18 protein-coding genes are annotated in these 16,930 nt (G+C 62.2%); 5 read left to right on the forward strand and 13 right to left on the reverse strand.

What is annotated here, in order from left to right; genetic code table 11:
- Positions 1–12 precede the first annotated feature (12 nt).
- From lptE to GQX66_RS04945, 4 genes are all read left to right on the forward strand, one after another.
- Positions 13–618, forward strand: a complete 606-nt coding sequence (lptE, locus tag GQX66_RS04930; protein ID WP_085747653.1) for an LPS assembly lipoprotein LptE — start codon at positions 13–15, stop codon at positions 616–618.
- A gap of 39 nt (positions 619–657) precedes the next feature.
- Positions 658–1,695, forward strand: a complete 1,038-nt coding sequence (holA, locus tag GQX66_RS04935) for a DNA polymerase III subunit delta (RefSeq protein WP_007958673.1) — start codon at positions 658–660, stop codon at positions 1,693–1,695.
- 140 nt (positions 1,696–1,835) lie between these two features.
- Entirely contained in the window at positions 1,836–2,000 is a 165-nt protein-coding gene (gene arfA / locus GQX66_RS04940) for an alternative ribosome rescue factor ArfA (protein ID WP_007958672.1), read from the forward strand.
- Between the two features lie 61 nt (positions 2,001–2,061).
- The gene (locus GQX66_RS04945; RefSeq protein ID WP_240867178.1) at positions 2,062–3,384 is read left to right on the forward strand and encodes a lytic murein transglycosylase; all 1,323 of its coding nucleotides are present in this window, start codon (positions 2,062–2,064) and stop codon (positions 3,382–3,384) included.
- Between the two features lie 51 nt (positions 3,385–3,435).
- Here GQX66_RS04945 and GQX66_RS04950 read toward each other — a convergent pair whose 3' ends face one another.
- The 13 genes from GQX66_RS04950 to GQX66_RS05010 form a co-directional block, all read right to left on the reverse strand.
- Positions 3,436–4,383 (reverse strand): LD-carboxypeptidase, encoded by a 948-nt coding sequence (locus tag GQX66_RS04950; RefSeq protein WP_085747651.1) that lies wholly within the window; start codon positions 4,381–4,383, stop codon positions 3,436–3,438.
- Positions 4,384–4,556: 173 nt separating this feature from the next.
- A complete protein-coding gene (gene lipA / locus GQX66_RS04955; protein WP_240867363.1) occupies positions 4,557–5,555 on the reverse strand; it encodes a lipoyl synthase in 999 nt (332 codons plus the stop codon).
- Between the two features lie 25 nt (positions 5,556–5,580).
- Positions 5,581–6,228, reverse strand: a complete 648-nt coding sequence (lipB, locus tag GQX66_RS04960; RefSeq protein WP_039771855.1) for a lipoyl(octanoyl) transferase LipB — start codon at positions 6,226–6,228, stop codon at positions 5,581–5,583.
- Positions 6,228–6,503: a DUF493 domain-containing protein gene (locus GQX66_RS04965; RefSeq protein WP_007958664.1), complete on the reverse strand. Its 276-nt coding sequence runs from the start codon at positions 6,501–6,503 to the stop codon at positions 6,228–6,230. The genes lipB and GQX66_RS04965 overlap by 1 nt, the downstream gene beginning before the upstream one ends.
- A gap of 84 nt (positions 6,504–6,587) precedes the next feature.
- Complete coding sequence (locus GQX66_RS04970; RefSeq protein WP_011336095.1) at positions 6,588–7,745, reverse strand: D-alanyl-D-alanine carboxypeptidase family protein; 1,158 nt, start codon at positions 7,743–7,745, stop codon at positions 6,588–6,590.
- Between the two features lie 183 nt (positions 7,746–7,928).
- Positions 7,929–8,936 carry a septal ring lytic transglycosylase RlpA family protein gene (locus GQX66_RS04975; RefSeq protein ID WP_011336096.1) on the reverse strand — a complete coding sequence of 336 codons (1,008 nt, stop codon included), beginning with the start codon at positions 8,934–8,936 and terminating at the stop codon, positions 7,929–7,931.
- A complete protein-coding gene (gene mltB, locus GQX66_RS04980; protein ID WP_007958658.1) occupies positions 8,936–9,946 on the reverse strand; it encodes a lytic murein transglycosylase B in 1,011 nt (336 codons plus the stop codon). The genes GQX66_RS04975 and mltB overlap by 1 nt, the downstream gene beginning before the upstream one ends.
- A 17-nt stretch (positions 9,947–9,963) precedes the next feature.
- Positions 9,964–11,067, reverse strand: a complete 1,104-nt coding sequence (rodA, locus tag GQX66_RS04985) for a rod shape-determining protein RodA (RefSeq protein WP_052026248.1) — start codon at positions 11,065–11,067, stop codon at positions 9,964–9,966.
- A gap of 31 nt (positions 11,068–11,098) precedes the next feature.
- On the reverse strand, positions 11,099–12,994 hold the full coding sequence (mrdA, locus tag GQX66_RS04990) for a penicillin-binding protein 2 (protein WP_240867181.1): 1,896 nt from the start codon (positions 12,992–12,994) through the stop codon (positions 11,099–11,101).
- Positions 12,995–13,003: 9 nt separating this feature from the next.
- Positions 13,004–13,471 (reverse strand): 23S rRNA (pseudouridine(1915)-N(3))-methyltransferase RlmH, encoded by a 468-nt coding sequence (gene rlmH / locus GQX66_RS04995; RefSeq protein WP_003185785.1) that lies wholly within the window; start codon positions 13,469–13,471, stop codon positions 13,004–13,006.
- A 9-nt stretch (positions 13,472–13,480) separates the two neighbouring features.
- A complete protein-coding gene (gene rsfS / locus GQX66_RS05000) occupies positions 13,481–13,975 on the reverse strand; it encodes a ribosome silencing factor (protein ID WP_007958654.1) in 495 nt (164 codons plus the stop codon).
- Positions 13,976–14,047: 72 nt separating this feature from the next.
- Positions 14,048–14,770: a nicotinate-nucleotide adenylyltransferase gene (gene nadD, locus GQX66_RS05005; protein WP_039771865.1), complete on the reverse strand. Its 723-nt coding sequence runs from the start codon at positions 14,768–14,770 to the stop codon at positions 14,048–14,050.
- On the reverse strand, positions 14,739–16,010 hold the full coding sequence (locus GQX66_RS05010; RefSeq protein WP_007958650.1) for a glutamate-5-semialdehyde dehydrogenase: 1,272 nt from the start codon (positions 16,008–16,010) through the stop codon (positions 14,739–14,741). Before GQX66_RS05010 ends, nadD begins: the two co-directional genes overlap by 32 nt.
- Positions 16,011–16,187: 177 nt before the next feature.
- Here GQX66_RS05010 and GQX66_RS05015 point away from each other — a divergent pair, with 177 nt between their 5' ends.
- Positions 16,188–16,883, forward strand: a complete 696-nt coding sequence (locus GQX66_RS05015; RefSeq protein ID WP_007958648.1) for a DNA-3-methyladenine glycosylase — start codon at positions 16,188–16,190, stop codon at positions 16,881–16,883.
- Positions 16,884–16,930 lie beyond the last annotated feature (47 nt).

Here is a 16,930-nt window from a genome sequence, read left to right on the forward strand (position 1 = left end):
GGGAGCAACACAATGATCAAACGCAATCTGCTGGTGATGGGCCTCGCCGTCCTGTTGAGCGCCTGCGGTTTCCAGCTGCGTGGCACCGGCACCAATGAGCTATCGATCAAGGAGCTCGACCTGAGCGCCCGCAACGCCTACGGCGAAACCGTGACGCAACTGCGTCAGGTGCTGGAGTCCAGCGGCGTCAAGGTCGTTACCGGTGCACCGTACAAGCTGTATCTGGCCGATGAGCAGGAATCCCAGCGGATTCTCAGCTACGCCGGCGCCGGTCGTACCGGCGAGTACCAGGTCAGCACCGTCCTTACCTACGATATCCGTGGCGAAAAAGATTTGCTGCTGAAAAGCGACAAGCTTGAAGTGCAGAAAGTGTTCATCCACGACGGCAACAATCTGGTGGGTTCCGACCAGGAAGCCAACGATGCCCGCCGTGAAACCCGCCGCGAGCTGGTACAGCGCATGATGCTGCGTCTGCAACAGCTGACGCCGGCACAGCTGGACGCTCTGCAGCAAACCGCCAATGCACGGGCCAAGGCAGAAGCCGACGCCCTCGAAGCGGCACAGAAGGCTGAAGCGGAAACCCCGCGCCAGTCGCCGCTCGAACTGCCGCAGCAGTAAGACGTTCGGGGCGCTCAGGCGCCCCGTTCGCCCTCTCTTATGAAGCTCGCTCCCGCCCAACTCGGCAAACACCTGCAAGGCGCTCTCGCGCCGGTCTACATCATCAGCGGCGATGACCCGCTGCTGTGCCAGGAAGCTGCCGACGCCATTCGCTCTGCCGCCCGTCAGCAAGGATTCGACGAACGCCAGGTCTTTGCCGCCGACGCCAATTTCGATTGGGGGACGTTGCTGCAGGCTGGCGCCAGCATGTCGCTGTTCGCCGAAAAACGCCTGCTGGAACTGCGCCTGCCTTCGGGCAAGCCCGGTGACAAGGGCGCGGCCGCCCTCATCGAATACTGCTCGCGCCCGGCAGAAGACACGGTGCTGTTGATCAGCCTGCCGAAGCTGGACGGTAGCGCGCAGAAAACCAAGTGGGGCAAGGCGCTGGTCGAAGGTCAGCAGACCCAGTTCGTGCAGATCTGGCCGGTGGACGCCAACCAGTTGCCGAGCTGGATTCGTCAGCGCCTGTCCCAGGCCGGCCTGTCAGCCAGCCAGGACGCGGTCGAGCTGATTGCCGCGCGGGTCGAAGGCAACCTGCTGGCCGCTGCGCAAGAGATCGAAAAGCTCAAGCTGATGGCCGAGGGCGGGCAGATTACCGTCGAAACCGTGCAGGCGGCCGTGGCCGATAGTGCGCGCTTCGACGTGTTCGGCCTGACCGACGCGGTGCTCAACGGCGAACCAGCCCACGCCCTGCGCATGCTCGAAGGGCTGCGCGGTGAAGGGGTCGAGCCGCCGGTGATTCTCTGGGCCCTGGCCCGTGAGTTGCGCCTGCTGGCCAACATCTCGTTGCAATACAGTCAGGGCACACCGCTGGACAAGTGCTTCAGTCAGGCCAAGCCGCCGGTCTGGGACAAGCGCAAACCGCTGATGAGCAAGGCCCTGCAACGCTACTCGGCGCAACGCTGGGCGCAGTTGCTGCTCGAAGCCCAGCGCATCGATGCGCAGATCAAGGGCCAGGCGGCCGGTTCGCCGTGGATGAGCCTGAGCCGGTTGGCGCTGCTGATGGCCGGTCAGCGTCTGACATTGCCTGCCGAATGAAATCCGGGATCGCGCTCTGCGATCCCGTTTTTTATCCAGGCCATTTCCTACAGAACATCCCGCCCTCGGTCCTATAGACAGACGCTCGAGATCGGCAGATTATCTGCCGCGCAAAACCCCACTCAATCGAGAGAATCCTCATGAGCAAAAAGCCATCGAAACATGGTCACAACAAGGCCAAATCCATCGTCGCCCAACCCCTGTTCCGCAGCCGCCAGGAACGACCCACCAAGGGTAAAGGCAGCTACCGCCGCGAAGCCTTCCAGTCTGACAGCTGGGAGGCTTCTTACTTTCTGGCCGCTTGAAGCACAGCACCCCTTCCTCATGTTAAGGTCTGCACCTGATTCGTATTCCCTGGACCTGTGCATGCCCCTCAGTCTTTCCCGTCGTTGGCCCTTGCGCCAACTGATCGCTGCCTCCAGCTTCGTACTGCTCGTCGCCTGCGCGGAAAAACCCACCGCCGCCGACGCTCAACCGCTTCAGACCGTCCCCGTTGCCACAGCCCCAGCGGTCATCCCGCCGGTAGTGCCGTCCGGTGACAATCTCGACCTGCAACCGACCCAGACCTTCGCCGAATGGCAGGCCGGTTTTCGCAAGGAAGCTCTGGCCGCCGGCATCCGTGCCGACCTGTTTGACCGCGCATTTGCCAATGTCAGCTTCGATGCCAGCGTAATTCGCGCCGACCGCAGCCAGCCGGAATTCGCCCGGCCGGTCTGGGAATACCTGGATGGCGCACTGTCGCCGTTGCGCGTGCGCAAAGGCCAGGCACTGATCAGCCAGTACGCCGACATTCTGCAAAGCATAGAGCAGCGTTATGGCGTCGATCGCCAGGCACTGGTGTCGGTGTGGGGAATGGAAAGCAACTTCGGCCAGTTCCAGGGCAGCAAGTCGGTGATCAACTCGCTGGCGACCCTGGCCTATGAAGGCCGCCGCCCGGGCTTTGCCCATGCGCAGCTGATTGCGGCGCTGCAGATCCTGCAACAGGGCGACATCACCCCGGAGAAAATGCTCGGCTCCTGGGCCGGCGCCATGGGCCAGACCCAGTTCATCCCGACCACCTACAACACTCATGCCGTGGACTTCGACGGTGACGGTCGCCGCGACATCTGGGGCAGCACCGCTGACGCATTGGCCTCCACCGCGCATTACCTGCAAAGCTCCGGCTGGCAGCGTGGCCAGCCGTGGGGCTTCGAAGTGCAGCTGCCGAGCGGTTTCAACTACACCTTGGCCGACGGCGCAATTCGCAAGAGCGTCGCCGAATGGCGGCAACTGGGTGTGATCCTGCCGAACGGCGGCCAGGTGCCGGCCGGCTCCGAGCAACTGTCCGCCGCCCTGCTGCTGCCGGCCGGCTACCGCGGCCCGGCGTTCCTGATCCTCGATAACTTCCGGGCGATCCTCAAATACAACAACTCGTCGTCCTACGCACTGGCCGTCAGCCTGTTGTCCGAGCGCTTCAACGGTGCCGGCCTGATCAATGGCAGCTGGCCAAAAGACGATCTGCCGTTGAGCCGCACCGAACGGATCGAACTGCAAAACCTGCTGACCGCGCGCAACTACGACGCAGGCACCGCCGACGGCATCATCGGTGCCAATACGCGCAAGGCGATTCGCGCTGCGCAGCAGTCATTCGGCTGGCCGGCGGACGGTTATCCGACGCACAAGCTGCTGGAAAGCCTGCGTAACCAGTAAAAACCAAAAGACCGCCGCCTCTTCAGGCGGCGGTCTTTTTTTGCGGCTCGATCAGCGAATCACCACATCCTGTTCCAGCATCAACTCCTTCTTCCCTGCGTCCAGTCGAACCAGCGCCCCCAACGGCAGCGTCAGGTTCGGATTACAGTGCCCGCTACGCCATCCTGAAAGCACCGGAATCCGCAGGGGTTCAAAGGTCTGCTTGAGCAAGCGGTTCAAGGCCTCGACATCCACGCCCGCCACATCCCCGACCAGCACGCCACGCAATCTGGCCAACTTGCCCGCCAGACGCATCTGGGTCAGCAAGCGGTCGATCCGGTACAGCGGCTCGTTGATGTCCTCGATCAGCAGAATCACCCCTTCGACATCGATTTCGTAAGGCGTGCCCAGGGTCGCGGCGATCATCGCCAGATTGCCACCCTGCAAACGCCCGTGAGCAATGCCGGGCTCCACGGTGGTCAATGGATAAGCCGCCGGATGACTCAGCACACTGCCGGCCTTCAACTGACCGCGCAGCATGGCGAAGAACGACGTCACCGTCGGCGGTTCCTTGTCACCCAGCAGATCGGCATTCAATAACGGCCCGTGAAAGGTCACGAACCCGGCGTAGCGACTGATGGCCAGATGCAGAGCTGTGATGTCGCTGTAACCGACGAAGGGCTTGGCATGGCGGCTCAGCAAGTCGTAGTCGATCCGGTCCAGCAACCTTGGCGTGCCGTAACCACCGCGCAGGCAAATGATTGCATCCACCTCCTCGTCAGCGAACGCCGCGTGCAGATCGTTGAGCCGCACCTCGTCGCTGCCGGCCAGATAGCCATCCTTCTCGTAGACGCCAGGGAACACCCGCAAACCGTAACCCCGGGCGCGCATCCACTGAACGGCCTTTTCGGTATCCAGCGTGCCGGGGCCGGCGGGCGCAATGACGCCTATCAGCCCTTCCGACGGCAGCGCGGGCACGGGCTTGTGCGGAAAAAGGGTGTGGGTCGGTCGAACGGTCATCCATGGATCTCCCTGTGTGAAGTCATGCTCACACAGTAGTCAGGAACGGCGACAAACAGAAGAGGCTCGGCCGCGCCGCAAATTGCAGGAAAAGTCAGTAACGAGTGTAAGCCAGGCAAAAAAATGCCCGCCGGGCGATAAACCCCGGCGGGCATTTTTTATTCAGCGCTGAATCAGGAACCGAGCAGCTCGGCCTTGACCAGTTTCGCCTGTTCGTCGGCGTGGTACGAAGAACGCACCAACGGGCCGGACGCGACGTTCTTGAAGCCCATCTTGTAACCTTCCTCGGCGAACCAGGCGAAGGTGTCCGGGTGCACGAAACGCTGCACCGGCAAGTGGCTGCGGGACGGTTGCAGGTACTGGCCCAGGGTCAGCATGTCGATGTCGTGTTCGCGCATGCGCTTCATGACTTCGATGACTTCGTCGTCGGTCTCGCCCAGACCCAGCATCAGGCCGGATTTGGTCGGAATGTGCGGCATCATCTGCTTGAAGCGTTGCAGCAGGGTCAGCGACCACTGGTAATCCGAACCCGGACGCGCAGCCTTGTACAGGCGCGGTACGGTTTCCAGGTTGTGGTTGAACACATCCGGCGGCTCGGCCGCGGTGATTTCCAGGGCGATGTCCATGCGGCCACGGTAGTCCGGGACCAGGGTCTCGAGCTGCACGTTCGGCGACAGTTTGCGGATTTCGCGGATGCAGTCGGCAAAGTGCTTGGCACCGCCGTCACGCAGGTCGTCGCGGTCAACCGAGGTGATCACCACATACTTGAGTTTCAGGTCGGCGATGGCGATGGCCAGGCTTTCCGGCTCGTTGACGTCCAGTGGCTTCGGACGACCGTGGCCGACGTCGCAGAACGGGCAACGACGGGTGCAGATGTCACCCATGATCATGAAGGTCGCGGTGCCGCCGGAGAAGCACTCGCCCAGGTTCGGGCAGGACGCCTCTTCGCAGACGCTGTGCAGCTTGTGTTTGCGCAGCAGGCTCTTGATGCGGTCGACTTCCGGCGAAACCGGGATGCGCACGCGGATCCAGTCGGGTTTCTTCGGCAGTTCGGTGGTCGGAATGATCTTCACCGGGATGCGTGCAACCTTTTCGGCGCCGCGCAGCTTGACGCCGGCTTCAACCTTGGGACGCGGGGCCGGGCGCTCGGTCACGTCGAGCGTCGGGATCATGGTTTGCACTGCATCAGTAGTCATATCAGTCGATTCCGCCCGTCAGGGTCGTCTGCTCAGCATAGTCGAGGTGTTTGACGAGCTGCGCGCGCAGCCGGGCACTTACCTCGGCAAATTCAATCGATCCTGCGTGCTCGCTCAGCTGGGTCATCGCCAGCCCGGCATAGCCGCAGGGATTAATCCGTCGAAACGGCTCCAGGTTCATGTCCACGTTCAGGGCCAGGCCATGAAAGGAACAACCATGGCGAATCCGCAAACCCAGAGAAGCGATCTTCGCCCCGTCGACGTAGACGCCGGGAGCATCCGGCTTGGCCACGGCGGTCACGCCGTAGCTGGCCAGCAGTTCGATCAGGCAGCGCTCCATGCGGCTGACCAGATCGCGCACGCCGAAACCGAGTCGGCGCACGTCCAGCAGCAGATAGGCTACCAACTGGCCTGGGCCATGGTAGGTCACCTGACCGCCGCGGTCGACCTGCACCACCGGAATATCCCCCGGCAGCAACAGGTGCTCGGCCTTGCCGGCCTGGCCCTGGGTGAACACCGGCGGGTGTTCCACCAGCCAGATTTCGTCCGGGGCCGTGGTGCCACGCTCGTTGGTAAAACGTTGCATGGCCTGCCAGACCGGCTCGTAAGCCATCTGGCCAAGCTCGCGAAAGCCCAGCGTGCCCGGCATCACAGCACCATGTGCACGAAACCGGTGGCCCGCAGTTCGCTGTTGATGTTGTACAGCTGATCCTGGTCGGTCGCGACGATGTGCAACTGGATGGTGGTGTACTTGCCGTTGCTGCTTTGACGCTCGTCGACACGCTCATCGTTGATCTTGGCGTGTTTCTTGACGATGTCGATGATCTTGTCTTTGTTGCCGACGCCCGTATCGCTGATCACCTTAACCGGATAATCAACCTGGGGAAATTCGATCTTTGGCGCCTTTACTTCGGTATCGGTCATGGCGTAACGGCCTCGTAAGCGTAAGCCCGGTAACGAACAAGGCCCCGCTCCGGACCGGAACGGGGCCATGCAGGTCAACTCGAATCAGTTGAACAAGCCGTAGAAGAATAGACGGATGCTATCCCACATGCGGCGGAAGATACCACCCTCCTCGACAGCGTCCAGGGCGATCAGGTCGGCGCTGTGCACCACCTTGTCGTCCAGTTTCACTTCGACTTTACCGATCACGTCGCCCTTGGCGATTGGCGCGGTCAGTTGCGGGTTCATGGTCATGCTGGCAGCGAGCTTCTTCAGCTGGCCTTTCGGCAGGGTCATGGTCAGGTCTTGTGCCAGGCCGGCCTTGACTTGACTGGTGGTGCCTTTCCACACCGGGGCCTGAGCCAGTTCAGTGCCCTTCTGGTAGAAGGTCTGGGTTTCGAAGAAGCGGAAACCGTAGGTCAGCAGCTTCTGGGTCTCGGCGGCGCGGGCCACTTCGCTGTTGGTGCCGAACACCACGGCGATCAGGCGCATGCCGTCACGTACGGCCGAGGACACCATGCAGTAGCCGGCTTCGTCGGTGTGACCGGTTTTCAGACCGTCGACGGTCTTGTCGCGCCACAGCAGCAGGTTGCGGTTAGGCTGTTTGATGCCGTTCCAGAAGAACTCTTTCTGCGAGTAGATCGCGTAGTGAGCCGGGTCTTCGTGGATGATCGCGCGCGCCAGGATCGCCATGTCGTGAGCCGACGAGTAGTGCTCGGGGTTCGGCAGACCGGTCGGGTTCATGAAGTGGGTATTGGTCATGCCCAGATCGGCGACGGTCTTGTTCATCAGGTCGGCGAACGCATCTTCGCTGCCGGCGATATGTTCAGCCACCGCGACGCTGGCGTCGTTGCCGGACTGGATGATGATGCCGTGCAGCAGGTCGCTGACAGTGACCTGCGAGCCGACCTTGATGAACATCCGCGAACCGCCGGTGCGCCAGGCGTTTTCGCTGACGGTCACCGGGTCGTTTTCACCGATCTGGCCGCGACGGATTTCCAGCGTGGCGATGTACGCGGTCATCAGTTTGGTCAGGCTGGCCGGCGGCAGACGCTGGTCACCGTTGTTCTCCACCAGCACGTTGCCGCTGTTGGCATCCATGAGCACGTAGGATTTGGCGGCCAGTTGTGGTGGCGACGGCATCATCTCGGCCGCGAACGCGGCAGGCGAGAGGAGCAGCGGGACTAGCAGACACAGGCGTTTGGCAAAGGTGGTGATGTTCATCCGTCTCTCGAAATCGCTAATGGAAACTGCCCTTGCGGGCAAAATTAATCAGATGGCTTTCTAACGGGCCATCGCGTGTTCAGTTGCTCACTCCAGTCACCCTTGCCGGGCTTTTGTTCTTCGACGAGCCAACAACCTGGTTCACCCCCCAATCGCTGGTGAACCGTCAATCAAGTCCTACGTTTACTCGGTGACCACACTTGGCGAACCCAGGTTGGCCAGGCGTACGCTGTTCTGTACCTGGGCAATTTCACCCGGCGAACCGATCGGTCCCAGGCGAACCCGGTGCAGGGTCTGCTGATTGCGCACGATCGAGCTGATGAACACCGGAGCGCTCACCATCCCGCTGAGCTTCGACCTCAGGAGTTCTGCAGCGTCCGGGTTGGCGAACGCGCCCACCTGCAGATACTGGCCAGACGCTGGTGCAGAAGCGTTTTTTTTTGCATCGAGCTGGACTGGCACGACGGCCGCGGCGTGCTGCTGCGGCGGCGGAGTCCATTGCTCGACGGTACCGGCCGACGCCGTGATCACCGGGGCGCTATTCTGCGCGACTTGCGGCTCGTTGAGCATCAAAGGCGCCGGGCGGCCCTTGGCGGCCCACCATTGTTGCGGGTCGATGCCTTCGACCTTGACCCGCGCGGTACCGATTTCGGCATAACCGAGCTTCTTGGCGGCGGCGTAGGACAGGTCGATGATCCGATCCGAGTAGAACGGCCCGCGGTCATTGACCCGCAGGATCACGCTCTTGTTGTTGTCCAGGTTGGTCACCCGAACGTAACTCGGCAGCGGTAATGTCTTGTGGGCGGCACTCATGCCGTACAGGTCGTAGACCTCGCCGTTGGCGGTGTTCTGACCGTGGAACTTGGTGCCGTACCAGGACGCGGTGCCGGAAGCCACGTACGTCTTGGATTCCTGCAACGGGAAGTAGGTCTTGCCCAGCACGGTGTACGGGTTGGCCTTGTACGGGCCGGTGTGCAGGGTCGGCGTGGCATCCGGGATGCGCGATACGTCGACGTCCCACCACGGCGCGCCGTCCTTGTGGGCCCGGTTGATGTCCAGGCCCGGCTGCGAGCGAACGGCGGTGGTCGGCTTCTGGCTCGGCGAACGGCTGGTCGAACAACTGGCGACCAGCACCGCCAACGCAGCGAAAGCCACCAGCTTCAGGGGTTTATTGATAGGCAATGCCCGCATTACTTGACGCCCCGTGCTTGTACCAGCTGTTCAGACAGTTGATGTACGGCCATGGCGTACATCACGCTGCGGTTATAACGCGTGATCGCGTAGAAATTCTTCAGGCCCATCCAGTATTCCGGGCCATTGTCGCCTTCGAGGCGGAATGCGGTGACCGGCATGTCATCGCGCAGCGCATCATGACTCGACCAGCCCAGCGCTCGCAACTCCCCGACGGTTTTCGTCGGCTCGATGCCGGTGGTCAGGCCTTCATCCACCTGCTCGCCACGGACATCCGCGCGACTGACCACCGGTTCACCGGCGACCCAGCCGTGACGCTTGAAATAGCTGGCGACGCTGCCGATCGCATCATCCGGGTTGTTCCAGATATTGATGTGGCCGTCGCCGTCGAAATCCACCGCGTAGGCACGGAAACTGCTCGGCATGAACTGCGGCAAGCCCATCGCCCCGGCGTAGGAACCCTTGAGGGTCAGCGGGTCAACCTGCTCTTCGCGCGCCAGCAGCAGGAACTCACGCAGCTCCTTGCGGAAAAATTCGGCACGGGGAGGATAGTCGAAACCCAGCGTGGACAAGGCATCGATCACCCGGTAATTGCCGGTATTACGTCCGAAAAAGGTCTCAACGCCGATGATCGACACGATCACCTGGGCCGGAACGCCGTATTCCTGCTCGGCGCGGGCCAAGGTCGCCTCATGCTGGCGCCAGAAGTCCACACCGCGGGCGATGCGCGCGTCGGTGATGAACATCGGCCGGTATTCTTTCCACTGCTTGACCCGTTCGGCCGGTTTGGAAATGGCGTCGAGAATCGCCTGTTTGCGCTGGGCCTCGCGGAACACAGCCATCAGCTGTTCGCCGGCAAAACCGTAGTCGCGGGTCATTTCACCGACGAACTCGGCCACCTGGGGCGAGCCTTCGTAATCGCCGGCCAACGCTTCCTGCGCGCTGCCAAGGATGCCTACCAGGCCGAGCCACGGTGCGTATCGTGTCGCCCAGTCACGCATTACTTGCATTGAACTCTTCACCTTATTCAAACCTGTGCGATCCACTTGCGATGGGTATGGATCGACATCAAAACCCCAAACGCTGACAGCAGCGTCACCAGCGAAGTTCCGCCGTAGCTAATGAACGGCAACGGCACCCCCACCACCGGCAACAGGCCACTGACCATACCGATGTTGACGAAAACGTAAACAAAAAACGTCATGGTCAGAGCGCCGGCCAGCAATTTGCCGAACAGCGTCTGCGCTTGGGCGGTAATCACCAGGCCGCGACCGATCAGCAACAGATAGATCAGCAACAGCGCACAGATGCCCACCAGGCCGAACTCTTCGCCGAGCACGGCGATGATGAAGTCGGTGTGACTTTCCGGCAGGAAGTCCAGGTGCGACTGGGTGCCCAGCAGCCAGCCCTTGCCGAATACGCCGCCGGAACCGATGGCGGCTTTCGACTGGATGATGTTCCAGCCAGTGCCGAGTGGATCACTTTCCGGGTCGAGGAACGTCAGGATTCGCTGCTTCTGGTAGTCGTGCATGATGAAGAACCACATCGCCACCGACACCGGAATCGCCGCCGCCAGCACGCTGAGAATCCAGCGCCAGCGCAGCCCGCCCATGAACAGTACGAAGGCGCCGCCGGCCAGAATCAGCAGCGAAGTGCCGAGATCCGGCTGACGCACGATCAGGGCGAACGGCACGCCGATCAACAGCAGACTGATGCCGACATGCTTGAGCTGCGGCGGCAGCGTGCGTTTGGACAGGTACCAGGCGATGGTCGCCGGCATCAGGATCTTCATGAATTCCGAGGGCTGGAAGCGGATCACCCCGGGAATGTTGATCCAGCGGGTCGCACCCATGGCGTTGTGGCCCATGATGTCCACTACCAGCAGCAGCACCACCCCGATCACGTAGCCGAGCGGCACCCAGCGCGCCATGAACCTTGGCTCGAACTGGGCGATGACGATCATCGACACCAGGCCGATGCCGAACGACGTGGCCTGTTTGGCCAGCAGATCCCAGCTCTTGCCGCTGGCCGAGTACAGCACGAACAGGCTGCCGGCCGCGAGAATCAGCAGCAGCACCAGCAACGGGCCGTCGATATGCAAACGTTGCAGCAGCGTCGCACGGCGACGCATCACATCCTCGCTGGAGAGCATGCGATCGAAATTATTCATCACGGGCCGTAGCCTCCGCACTGATAGGGCTGGCGTATTCGGCCTTCAACCGTCCGTCCTGATCCAGCAGCCAGGCATCCATGACCTGCCGCACCACCGGTGCAGCGACGCCGGAACCGGACTCACCGTTCTCGACCATCACCGACACCACGATTTTCGGGTCATCCGCCGGCGCGAAACCGACGAACAAGGCGTGGTCGCGGTGGCGTTCCTGAACCTTGGAGCGGTCGTACTTTTCACCTTGCTTGATCGCCACGACCTGCGCCGTACCGGACTTGCCGGCGATCCGGTATTGCGCGCCGATGGCCGCTTTACGCGCCGTACCCCGTGCGCCGTGCATCACCTGTTGCATGCCATGGTTGACCTTGGTCCAGTCCGACGGATCGCGCAGGATGATGTCCGGCATCGGATTCTCATCCACCGGTTTCACGCCTTCGAGGGATTTGGCCAGGTGCGGGCGGTTCCACACACCCTTGTTGGCCACCAGCGCCGTGGCCTGGGCCAGTTGCAGCGGGGTCGATTGCATGTAGCCCTGGCCGATCCCGAGAATCAGGGTTTCGCCGGGGAACCACGCCTGACGCCGGGTCGCGCGTTTCCACTCGCGGGACGGCATCAGGCCGGGAGATTCTTCGAACATGTCCAGCGAGACCTTCTGGCCGATGCCGAACTTGTTCATGTAGGCCGACAACCGGTCGATGCCCAGCTTGTGCGCCAGATCATAGAAGTAGGTGTCGTTGGACCGCATGATCGCCGTGTCGAGGTCGACGAAGCCGTCGCCGGTACGGTTCCAGTTGCGGTACTTGTGATCGTAGTTGGGCAGCATGTAGTAACCGGGGTCGAATACCCGGCTCGACGCTGTCACGACGCCCGCATCGAGACCGGCAATCGCCACCGCCGGTTTGATCGTCGAACCCGGCGGGTAAAGACCGCGCAGCACGCGGTTGAACAGCGGCCGGTCGATCGAATCGCGCAGCTCGGCGTAAGCCTTGAAGCTGATGCCGGTGACGAACAGGTTCGGGTCGAAGCTCGGCTGGCTGACCATCGCCAGCACTTCGCCGGTTTTCGGATCGAGCGCCACCACCGCGCCACGCCGACCGCCTAGCGCAGCCTCGGCAGCTTCCTGCAACTTGATGTCGAGGCTCAGGACAATGTCCTTGCCCGGCACCGGATCGGTACGCTTGAGCACGCGCAGGACGCGGCCACGGGCGTTGGTCTCGACCTCTTCGTAACCCACCTGACCGTGCAGCTCGGCTTCATAGAAGCGCTCGATGCCGGTCTTGCCGATGTGGTGGGTACCGCTGTAATTGACCGGATCGAGGGTCTTCAGCTCTTTCTCGTTGATCCGCCCCATGTAACCCACCGAGTGCGCGAAATGCGCGCCCTGCGGGTAATGACGCACCAGTTGCGCGACCACCTCGACGCCCGGCAGACGGAACTGGTTCACCGCGATCCGGGCGATCTGCTCTTCGGTCAGTTCGAACAGGATCGGCACCGGCTCGAACGGCCGGCGGCCCTGGCGCATGCGTTTCTCGAAGATCACCCGGTCTTCCGGCGTCAGCTCCAGCACTTCGACGATCACGTCGAGCACCTGTTGCCAGTCGCCGGAGCGCTCGCGGGTCATGCTCAGGCTGAAGCTCGGACGGTTGTCCGCCACCACCACGCCGTTGCGGTCGAAAATCAGGCCACGTGTCGGCGGGATCGGCTGAACGTGAACCCGATTGTTTTCCGACAGGGTCGAGTGATATTCGTACTGAATCACCTGCAAGTAATACAGCCGTGCAATCAGCACGCAGATCAGCGCCACCACCGCAATTGCGCCGAACACGACACGACCACGCACCAGACGGGCGTCTTTTTCGTGGTCCTTGATGCGGATCGGCTGAGACATGAGGGCGGATTACTTGTGGTAAGGGTGGCCGGACAGCACGGTCCAGGCACGATACAACTGCTCGCCGATGAGGATGCGCACCAGCGGGTGCGGCAGCGTCAGCGGCGACAACGACCAGCGCTGATCCGCGCGGGCACAGACTTCCGGCGCCAGCCCTTCCGGGCCACCGACCATGAAGTTGACCGTGCGCGAGTCCAGGCGCCAGCGATCGAGTTCGACCGCCAGTTGCTCGGTGCTCCACGGCTTGCCATGAACTTCGAGGGTGACGATCCGCTCGTTCGGCCCGACCTTGGCCAGCATGGCTTCGCCTTCCTGACGGATGAAGCGGGCCACGTCGGCGTTCTTGCCACGGGTATTGAGCGGAATTTCCACCAGTTCCAGCGCCAGTTCGGACGGAAGACGCTTGGCATATTCATGCCAGCCTTCTTCCACCCACTTGGGCATGCGTGAACCGACGGCGATCAGTCGCAGTCGCACAGCAATCCCTTACAGCTGGTCTTTGTTGAGCTTGGTGAAGTGCTCGTGGGTGTTTTCCGGGCTGTGGTGCTTGGCGTCCGCCGCACGGCTTTGCTCGGCACCGGCCCACAGGCGCTCCAGGTCGTAGAACTGACGTGCCGAGGCGGTCATCATGTGCACGATCACCAGGTCCAGGTCCAGCAGCACCCAGTCGCTGTCGCCCTTGCCTTCTTCGCCCAGCGGCTTGGCGCCGTTCTTTTTGACCTCTTCGCGAACCTTGTCCAGCATCGCGTTGATCTGGCGGTTGGAAGTACCGGTGGCGATGATCATGTAGTCGGTGATGCTCTGCTTGTCGCGCACATCAATGATCTGGATATCCTGGGCCTTCACGTCTTCCAGGGCTGCAACGGCCACCTTGACCAGCTCGTCGCCCTTCAGCGGTTCGTTGGTGTTGACCGGTTCTGGCAGCGGGGCGCTCTTGAATGTGCCTTTGCGCTTTACTTTGGTTTGGTCTTTGTCAGTCATATAAAACTCGTTTTGCTCATATTTTCGGCGGCTTGGCGACACGTGGATTCGTATCAGTGAAGCACGCCTTGTTCAGTTCGACGCACGGTACAGACCGTGCGCATCGATGTAGGCCAGGACCGCGTCGGGCACCAGGAAACGTACCGACTTACCGCTGGCCAGCAGTTGACGGATCTGGGTGGCGGAAACCGCGAGCGGTGTCTGCCAGACGAATGCAATCTGTCCGCTCGGCCCCTTCAGGGCCAGCGGGTCGCTCACCGAACGCGCTGCCAGCAGGTTGCGCAAGGCATCCGGCGGTTCGCTGTCGGCGTCCGGGCGCTGTAGCACCAGGATGTGGCAATGCTGGAGCAACTCTTCCCAGCGGTGCCAAGTGGGCAGGCCGCAAAATGCGTCCCAGCCCAGAAGCAGAAAAACCTGGGTCTCGGCGGCCATTTCGGCACGCAGCGACTCCAGGGTATCGATGGTCCAGGACGGTTTGTCCCGCTGCAATTCGCGGGCGTCCACCACCAGCGGCGGCACACCGGCCACCGCACATTCAACCATTGCCAGCCGGTCCTGCGCCGACACCTGCGGCGTATCGCGGTGCGGCGGCCGGGCGCTGGGCATCATGCGCAGCTCATCAAGCCCCAGCGCTTCGGCGACTTCCAGCGCGCCACGCAAATGGCCGACGTGCACCGGGTCGAACGTCCCGCCCAGAACGCCAATGCGCCGGGGACGGGACCTCTTGCCGGGTTTCGGCGCTTTCAGGTCGAGGTCGGACAAGTCAGACCGTCGCCTGGCCGCGCAACTGGCCATCACCGACCACGATGTACTTCTCGCAGGTCAGTCCTTCCAGGCCCACCGGGCCACGGGCGTGCAGCTTATCAGTAGAAATGCCGATCTCGGCACCCAATCCGTATTCGAATCCGTCGGCGAAGCAGGTCGGGGTGTTGATCATCACCGACGCCGAGTCGACCTGAGCCACGAACTGGCGGGTGTCGGCGAGGTTTTCGCTGACGATCGAGTCGGTGTGGTGGGAGCCGAAATGGTTGATGTGTTCGATGGCCTGATCCAGGCCATCCACCACGCGGATCGACAGAATCGGCGCCAGGTACTCGGTGCTCCAGTCTTCCTCGGTTGCCGCTACGGCCTCGATGATCGCCCGGGTGCGTTCGCAACCGCGCAGCTCGACACCTTTTTCGCGGAACTGCTTCGCCATCGACGGCAGGAAATCCTTCGCAACACTTTGATCGACCAGCAAGGTCTCCATCGCACCGCAGATGCCATAGCGGTAGGTCTTGGCATTGAAGGCGATGCGCTGGGCTTTCGGCAGGTCGGCGTGTTCGCTGACATAGACGTGGCAGATGCCGTCAAGATGCTTGATCACCGGCACCCGGGCGTCACGGCTGATGCGCTCGATCAGGCCCCGACCACCGCGCGGCACAATCACGTCGACGTACTCGGGCATGGTGATCAACGCGCCGACGGCGGCGCGGTCGGTGGTTTCCACCACTTGCACCACGGCGGCCGGCAGTTCGGCTTCGGCCAGGCCACGCTGGATGCAGGCGGCAATCGCGCGGTTGGAATGAATCGCTTCGGAACCGCCGCGCAGGATGGTCGCGTTGCCGGATTTAAGGCACAGGCTCGCGGCATCGATGGTCACGTTGGGACGGGATTCGTAGATGATCCCGATCACGCCCAGCGGTACGCGCATCTTGCCGACCTGAATGCCCGACGGACGGAAGCTCATGTCGCGGATCGCACCGACCGGATCCGGCAGCGCTGCGACCTGACGCAGACCGACGATCATGCCGTCGATGCGCGCCGGGGTCAGTTCCAGACGTTCCAGCAGCGCCGGCTCCAGACCGTTGGCGCGACCGGCGGCCAGATCCTGTTCATTGGCTGCCGCAAGCTCGGCGCGGGCGGCGTCCAAGGCATTGGCGGCAGCCAGCAGGGCGCGGTTTTTCTGCGCGGTGCTGGCACGGCCGATGACGCGGGAAGCTTCGCGGGCGGCGCGACCCAATCGGGTCATGTAGTCAAGAACGGACTCAGTCATGGTCTGCTGGGGTCTTGGCAAAGAGGAAAGCGGCAGATTATAGCTGTCGCGTCCCGGGACTAACAGCGGTGACGGGCGGATGGTCGAAATGGACGGCGATTTGCCGACGTTCAGCCGGGATTAAGCCGTGAATTGTTATCATCACGACCTCCTTCGCCTGGATAAACATTGTTTGCCATGTCCAACCTGACCGTTCGCGCCACCTCCGCGCGCCAGCCTGTCGGCCTTGCGGACGCCTTTTTCGACCGCGACGCCCAGACACTGGCCCGCGATCTGCTCGGCAAAGTCATCCGCCACCGCGTCGGCGATTTGTGGCTCAGCGCCCGAATCATCGAAACCGAAGCGTATTACTGCGAAGAAAAAGGCAGCCACGCGTCCCTCGGCTACACAGAAAAGCGTAAGGCTTTGTTTCTGGACGGCGGCCACATCTATATGTACTACGCCCGTGGCGGCGATTCGCTGAACTTCAGCGCGCAGGGCCCGGGCAATGCGGTGCTGATCAAATCGGCTTATCCGTGGGTCGACGAGATCAGTGGCCCGGCCAGTCTGGCGCAGATGCTGCTGAACAACCCCGATGCCCAGGGGCGCCCGCGTCCGTCGCAGAAACTCTGTGCCGGACAGACGCTGTTGTGCAAGGCGCTGGGGCTGAAAGTGCCGGTGTGGGATGCCAAGCGCTTCGACCACGAAATTCTGCTGGTGGAAGACACCGGCCCTGCGCCAACTCATGTGATTCAGACCACCCGCCTGGGCATTCCCCATGGCCGTGACGAACACTTGATGTATCGCTTCGTCGATGCCGCCTATGCCCAGTGGTGCACGCGGAACCCGCTGCGCCGGGGTCAGGTCGAAGGTCGCGATTATTTTTTGCTGTGAATGCACACCCTTCGGCTCGCCGATCAGGGACATCAATGAAATGGAGT

It is taken from the genome of Pseudomonas sp. B707 (genome assembly GCF_022496685.1).
Lineage (GTDB): Bacteria > Pseudomonadota > Gammaproteobacteria > Pseudomonadales > Pseudomonadaceae > Aquipseudomonas > Aquipseudomonas paraglycinae.

Excerpts from the sequence above, each read along its gene's own strand:
- lptE (WP_085747653.1), top strand. The coding sequence starts at position 13 with ATGATCAAACGCAATCTGCTGGTGATGGGCCTCGCCGTCCTGTTGAGC.
- holA (WP_007958673.1), top strand. The coding sequence starts at position 658 with ATGAAGCTCGCTCCCGCCCAACTCGGCAAACACCTGCAAGGCGCTCTC.
- arfA (WP_007958672.1), top strand. The coding sequence starts at position 1,836 with ATGAGCAAAAAGCCATCGAAACATGGTCACAACAAGGCCAAATCCATC.
- GQX66_RS04945 (WP_240867178.1), top strand. The coding sequence starts at position 2,062 with ATGCCCCTCAGTCTTTCCCGTCGTTGGCCCTTGCGCCAACTGATCGCT.
- GQX66_RS04950 (WP_085747651.1), bottom strand. The coding sequence starts at position 4,383 with ATGACCGTTCGACCGACCCACACCCTTTTTCCGCACAAGCCCGTGCCC.
- lipA (WP_240867363.1), bottom strand. The coding sequence starts at position 5,555 with ATGATCCCGACGCTCGACGTGACCGAGCGCCCGGCCCCGCGTCCCAAG.
- lipB (WP_039771855.1), bottom strand. The coding sequence starts at position 6,228 with ATGCCGGGCACGCTGGGCTTTCGCGAGCTTGGCCAGATGGCTTACGAG.
- GQX66_RS04965 (WP_007958664.1), bottom strand. The coding sequence starts at position 6,503 with ATGACCGATACCGAAGTAAAGGCGCCAAAGATCGAATTTCCCCAGGTT.
- GQX66_RS04970 (WP_011336095.1), bottom strand. The coding sequence starts at position 7,745 with ATGAACATCACCACCTTTGCCAAACGCCTGTGTCTGCTAGTCCCGCTG.
- GQX66_RS04975 (WP_011336096.1), bottom strand. The coding sequence starts at position 8,936 with ATGCGGGCATTGCCTATCAATAAACCCCTGAAGCTGGTGGCTTTCGCT.
- mltB (WP_007958658.1), bottom strand. The coding sequence starts at position 9,946 with ATGCAAGTAATGCGTGACTGGGCGACACGATACGCACCGTGGCTCGGC.
- rodA (WP_052026248.1), bottom strand. The coding sequence starts at position 11,067 with ATGCGTCGCCGTGCGACGCTGCTGCAACGTTTGCATATCGACGGCCCG.
- mrdA (WP_240867181.1), bottom strand. The coding sequence starts at position 12,994 with ATGTCTCAGCCGATCCGCATCAAGGACCACGAAAAAGACGCCCGTCTG.
- rsfS (WP_007958654.1), bottom strand. The coding sequence starts at position 13,975 with ATGACTGACAAAGACCAAACCAAAGTAAAGCGCAAAGGCACATTCAAG.
- nadD (WP_039771865.1), bottom strand. The coding sequence starts at position 14,770 with ATGGCCAGTTGCGCGGCCAGGCGACGGTCTGACTTGTCCGACCTCGAC.
- GQX66_RS05010 (WP_007958650.1), bottom strand. The coding sequence starts at position 16,010 with ATGACTGAGTCCGTTCTTGACTACATGACCCGATTGGGTCGCGCCGCC.
- GQX66_RS05015 (WP_007958648.1), top strand. The coding sequence starts at position 16,188 with ATGTCCAACCTGACCGTTCGCGCCACCTCCGCGCGCCAGCCTGTCGGC.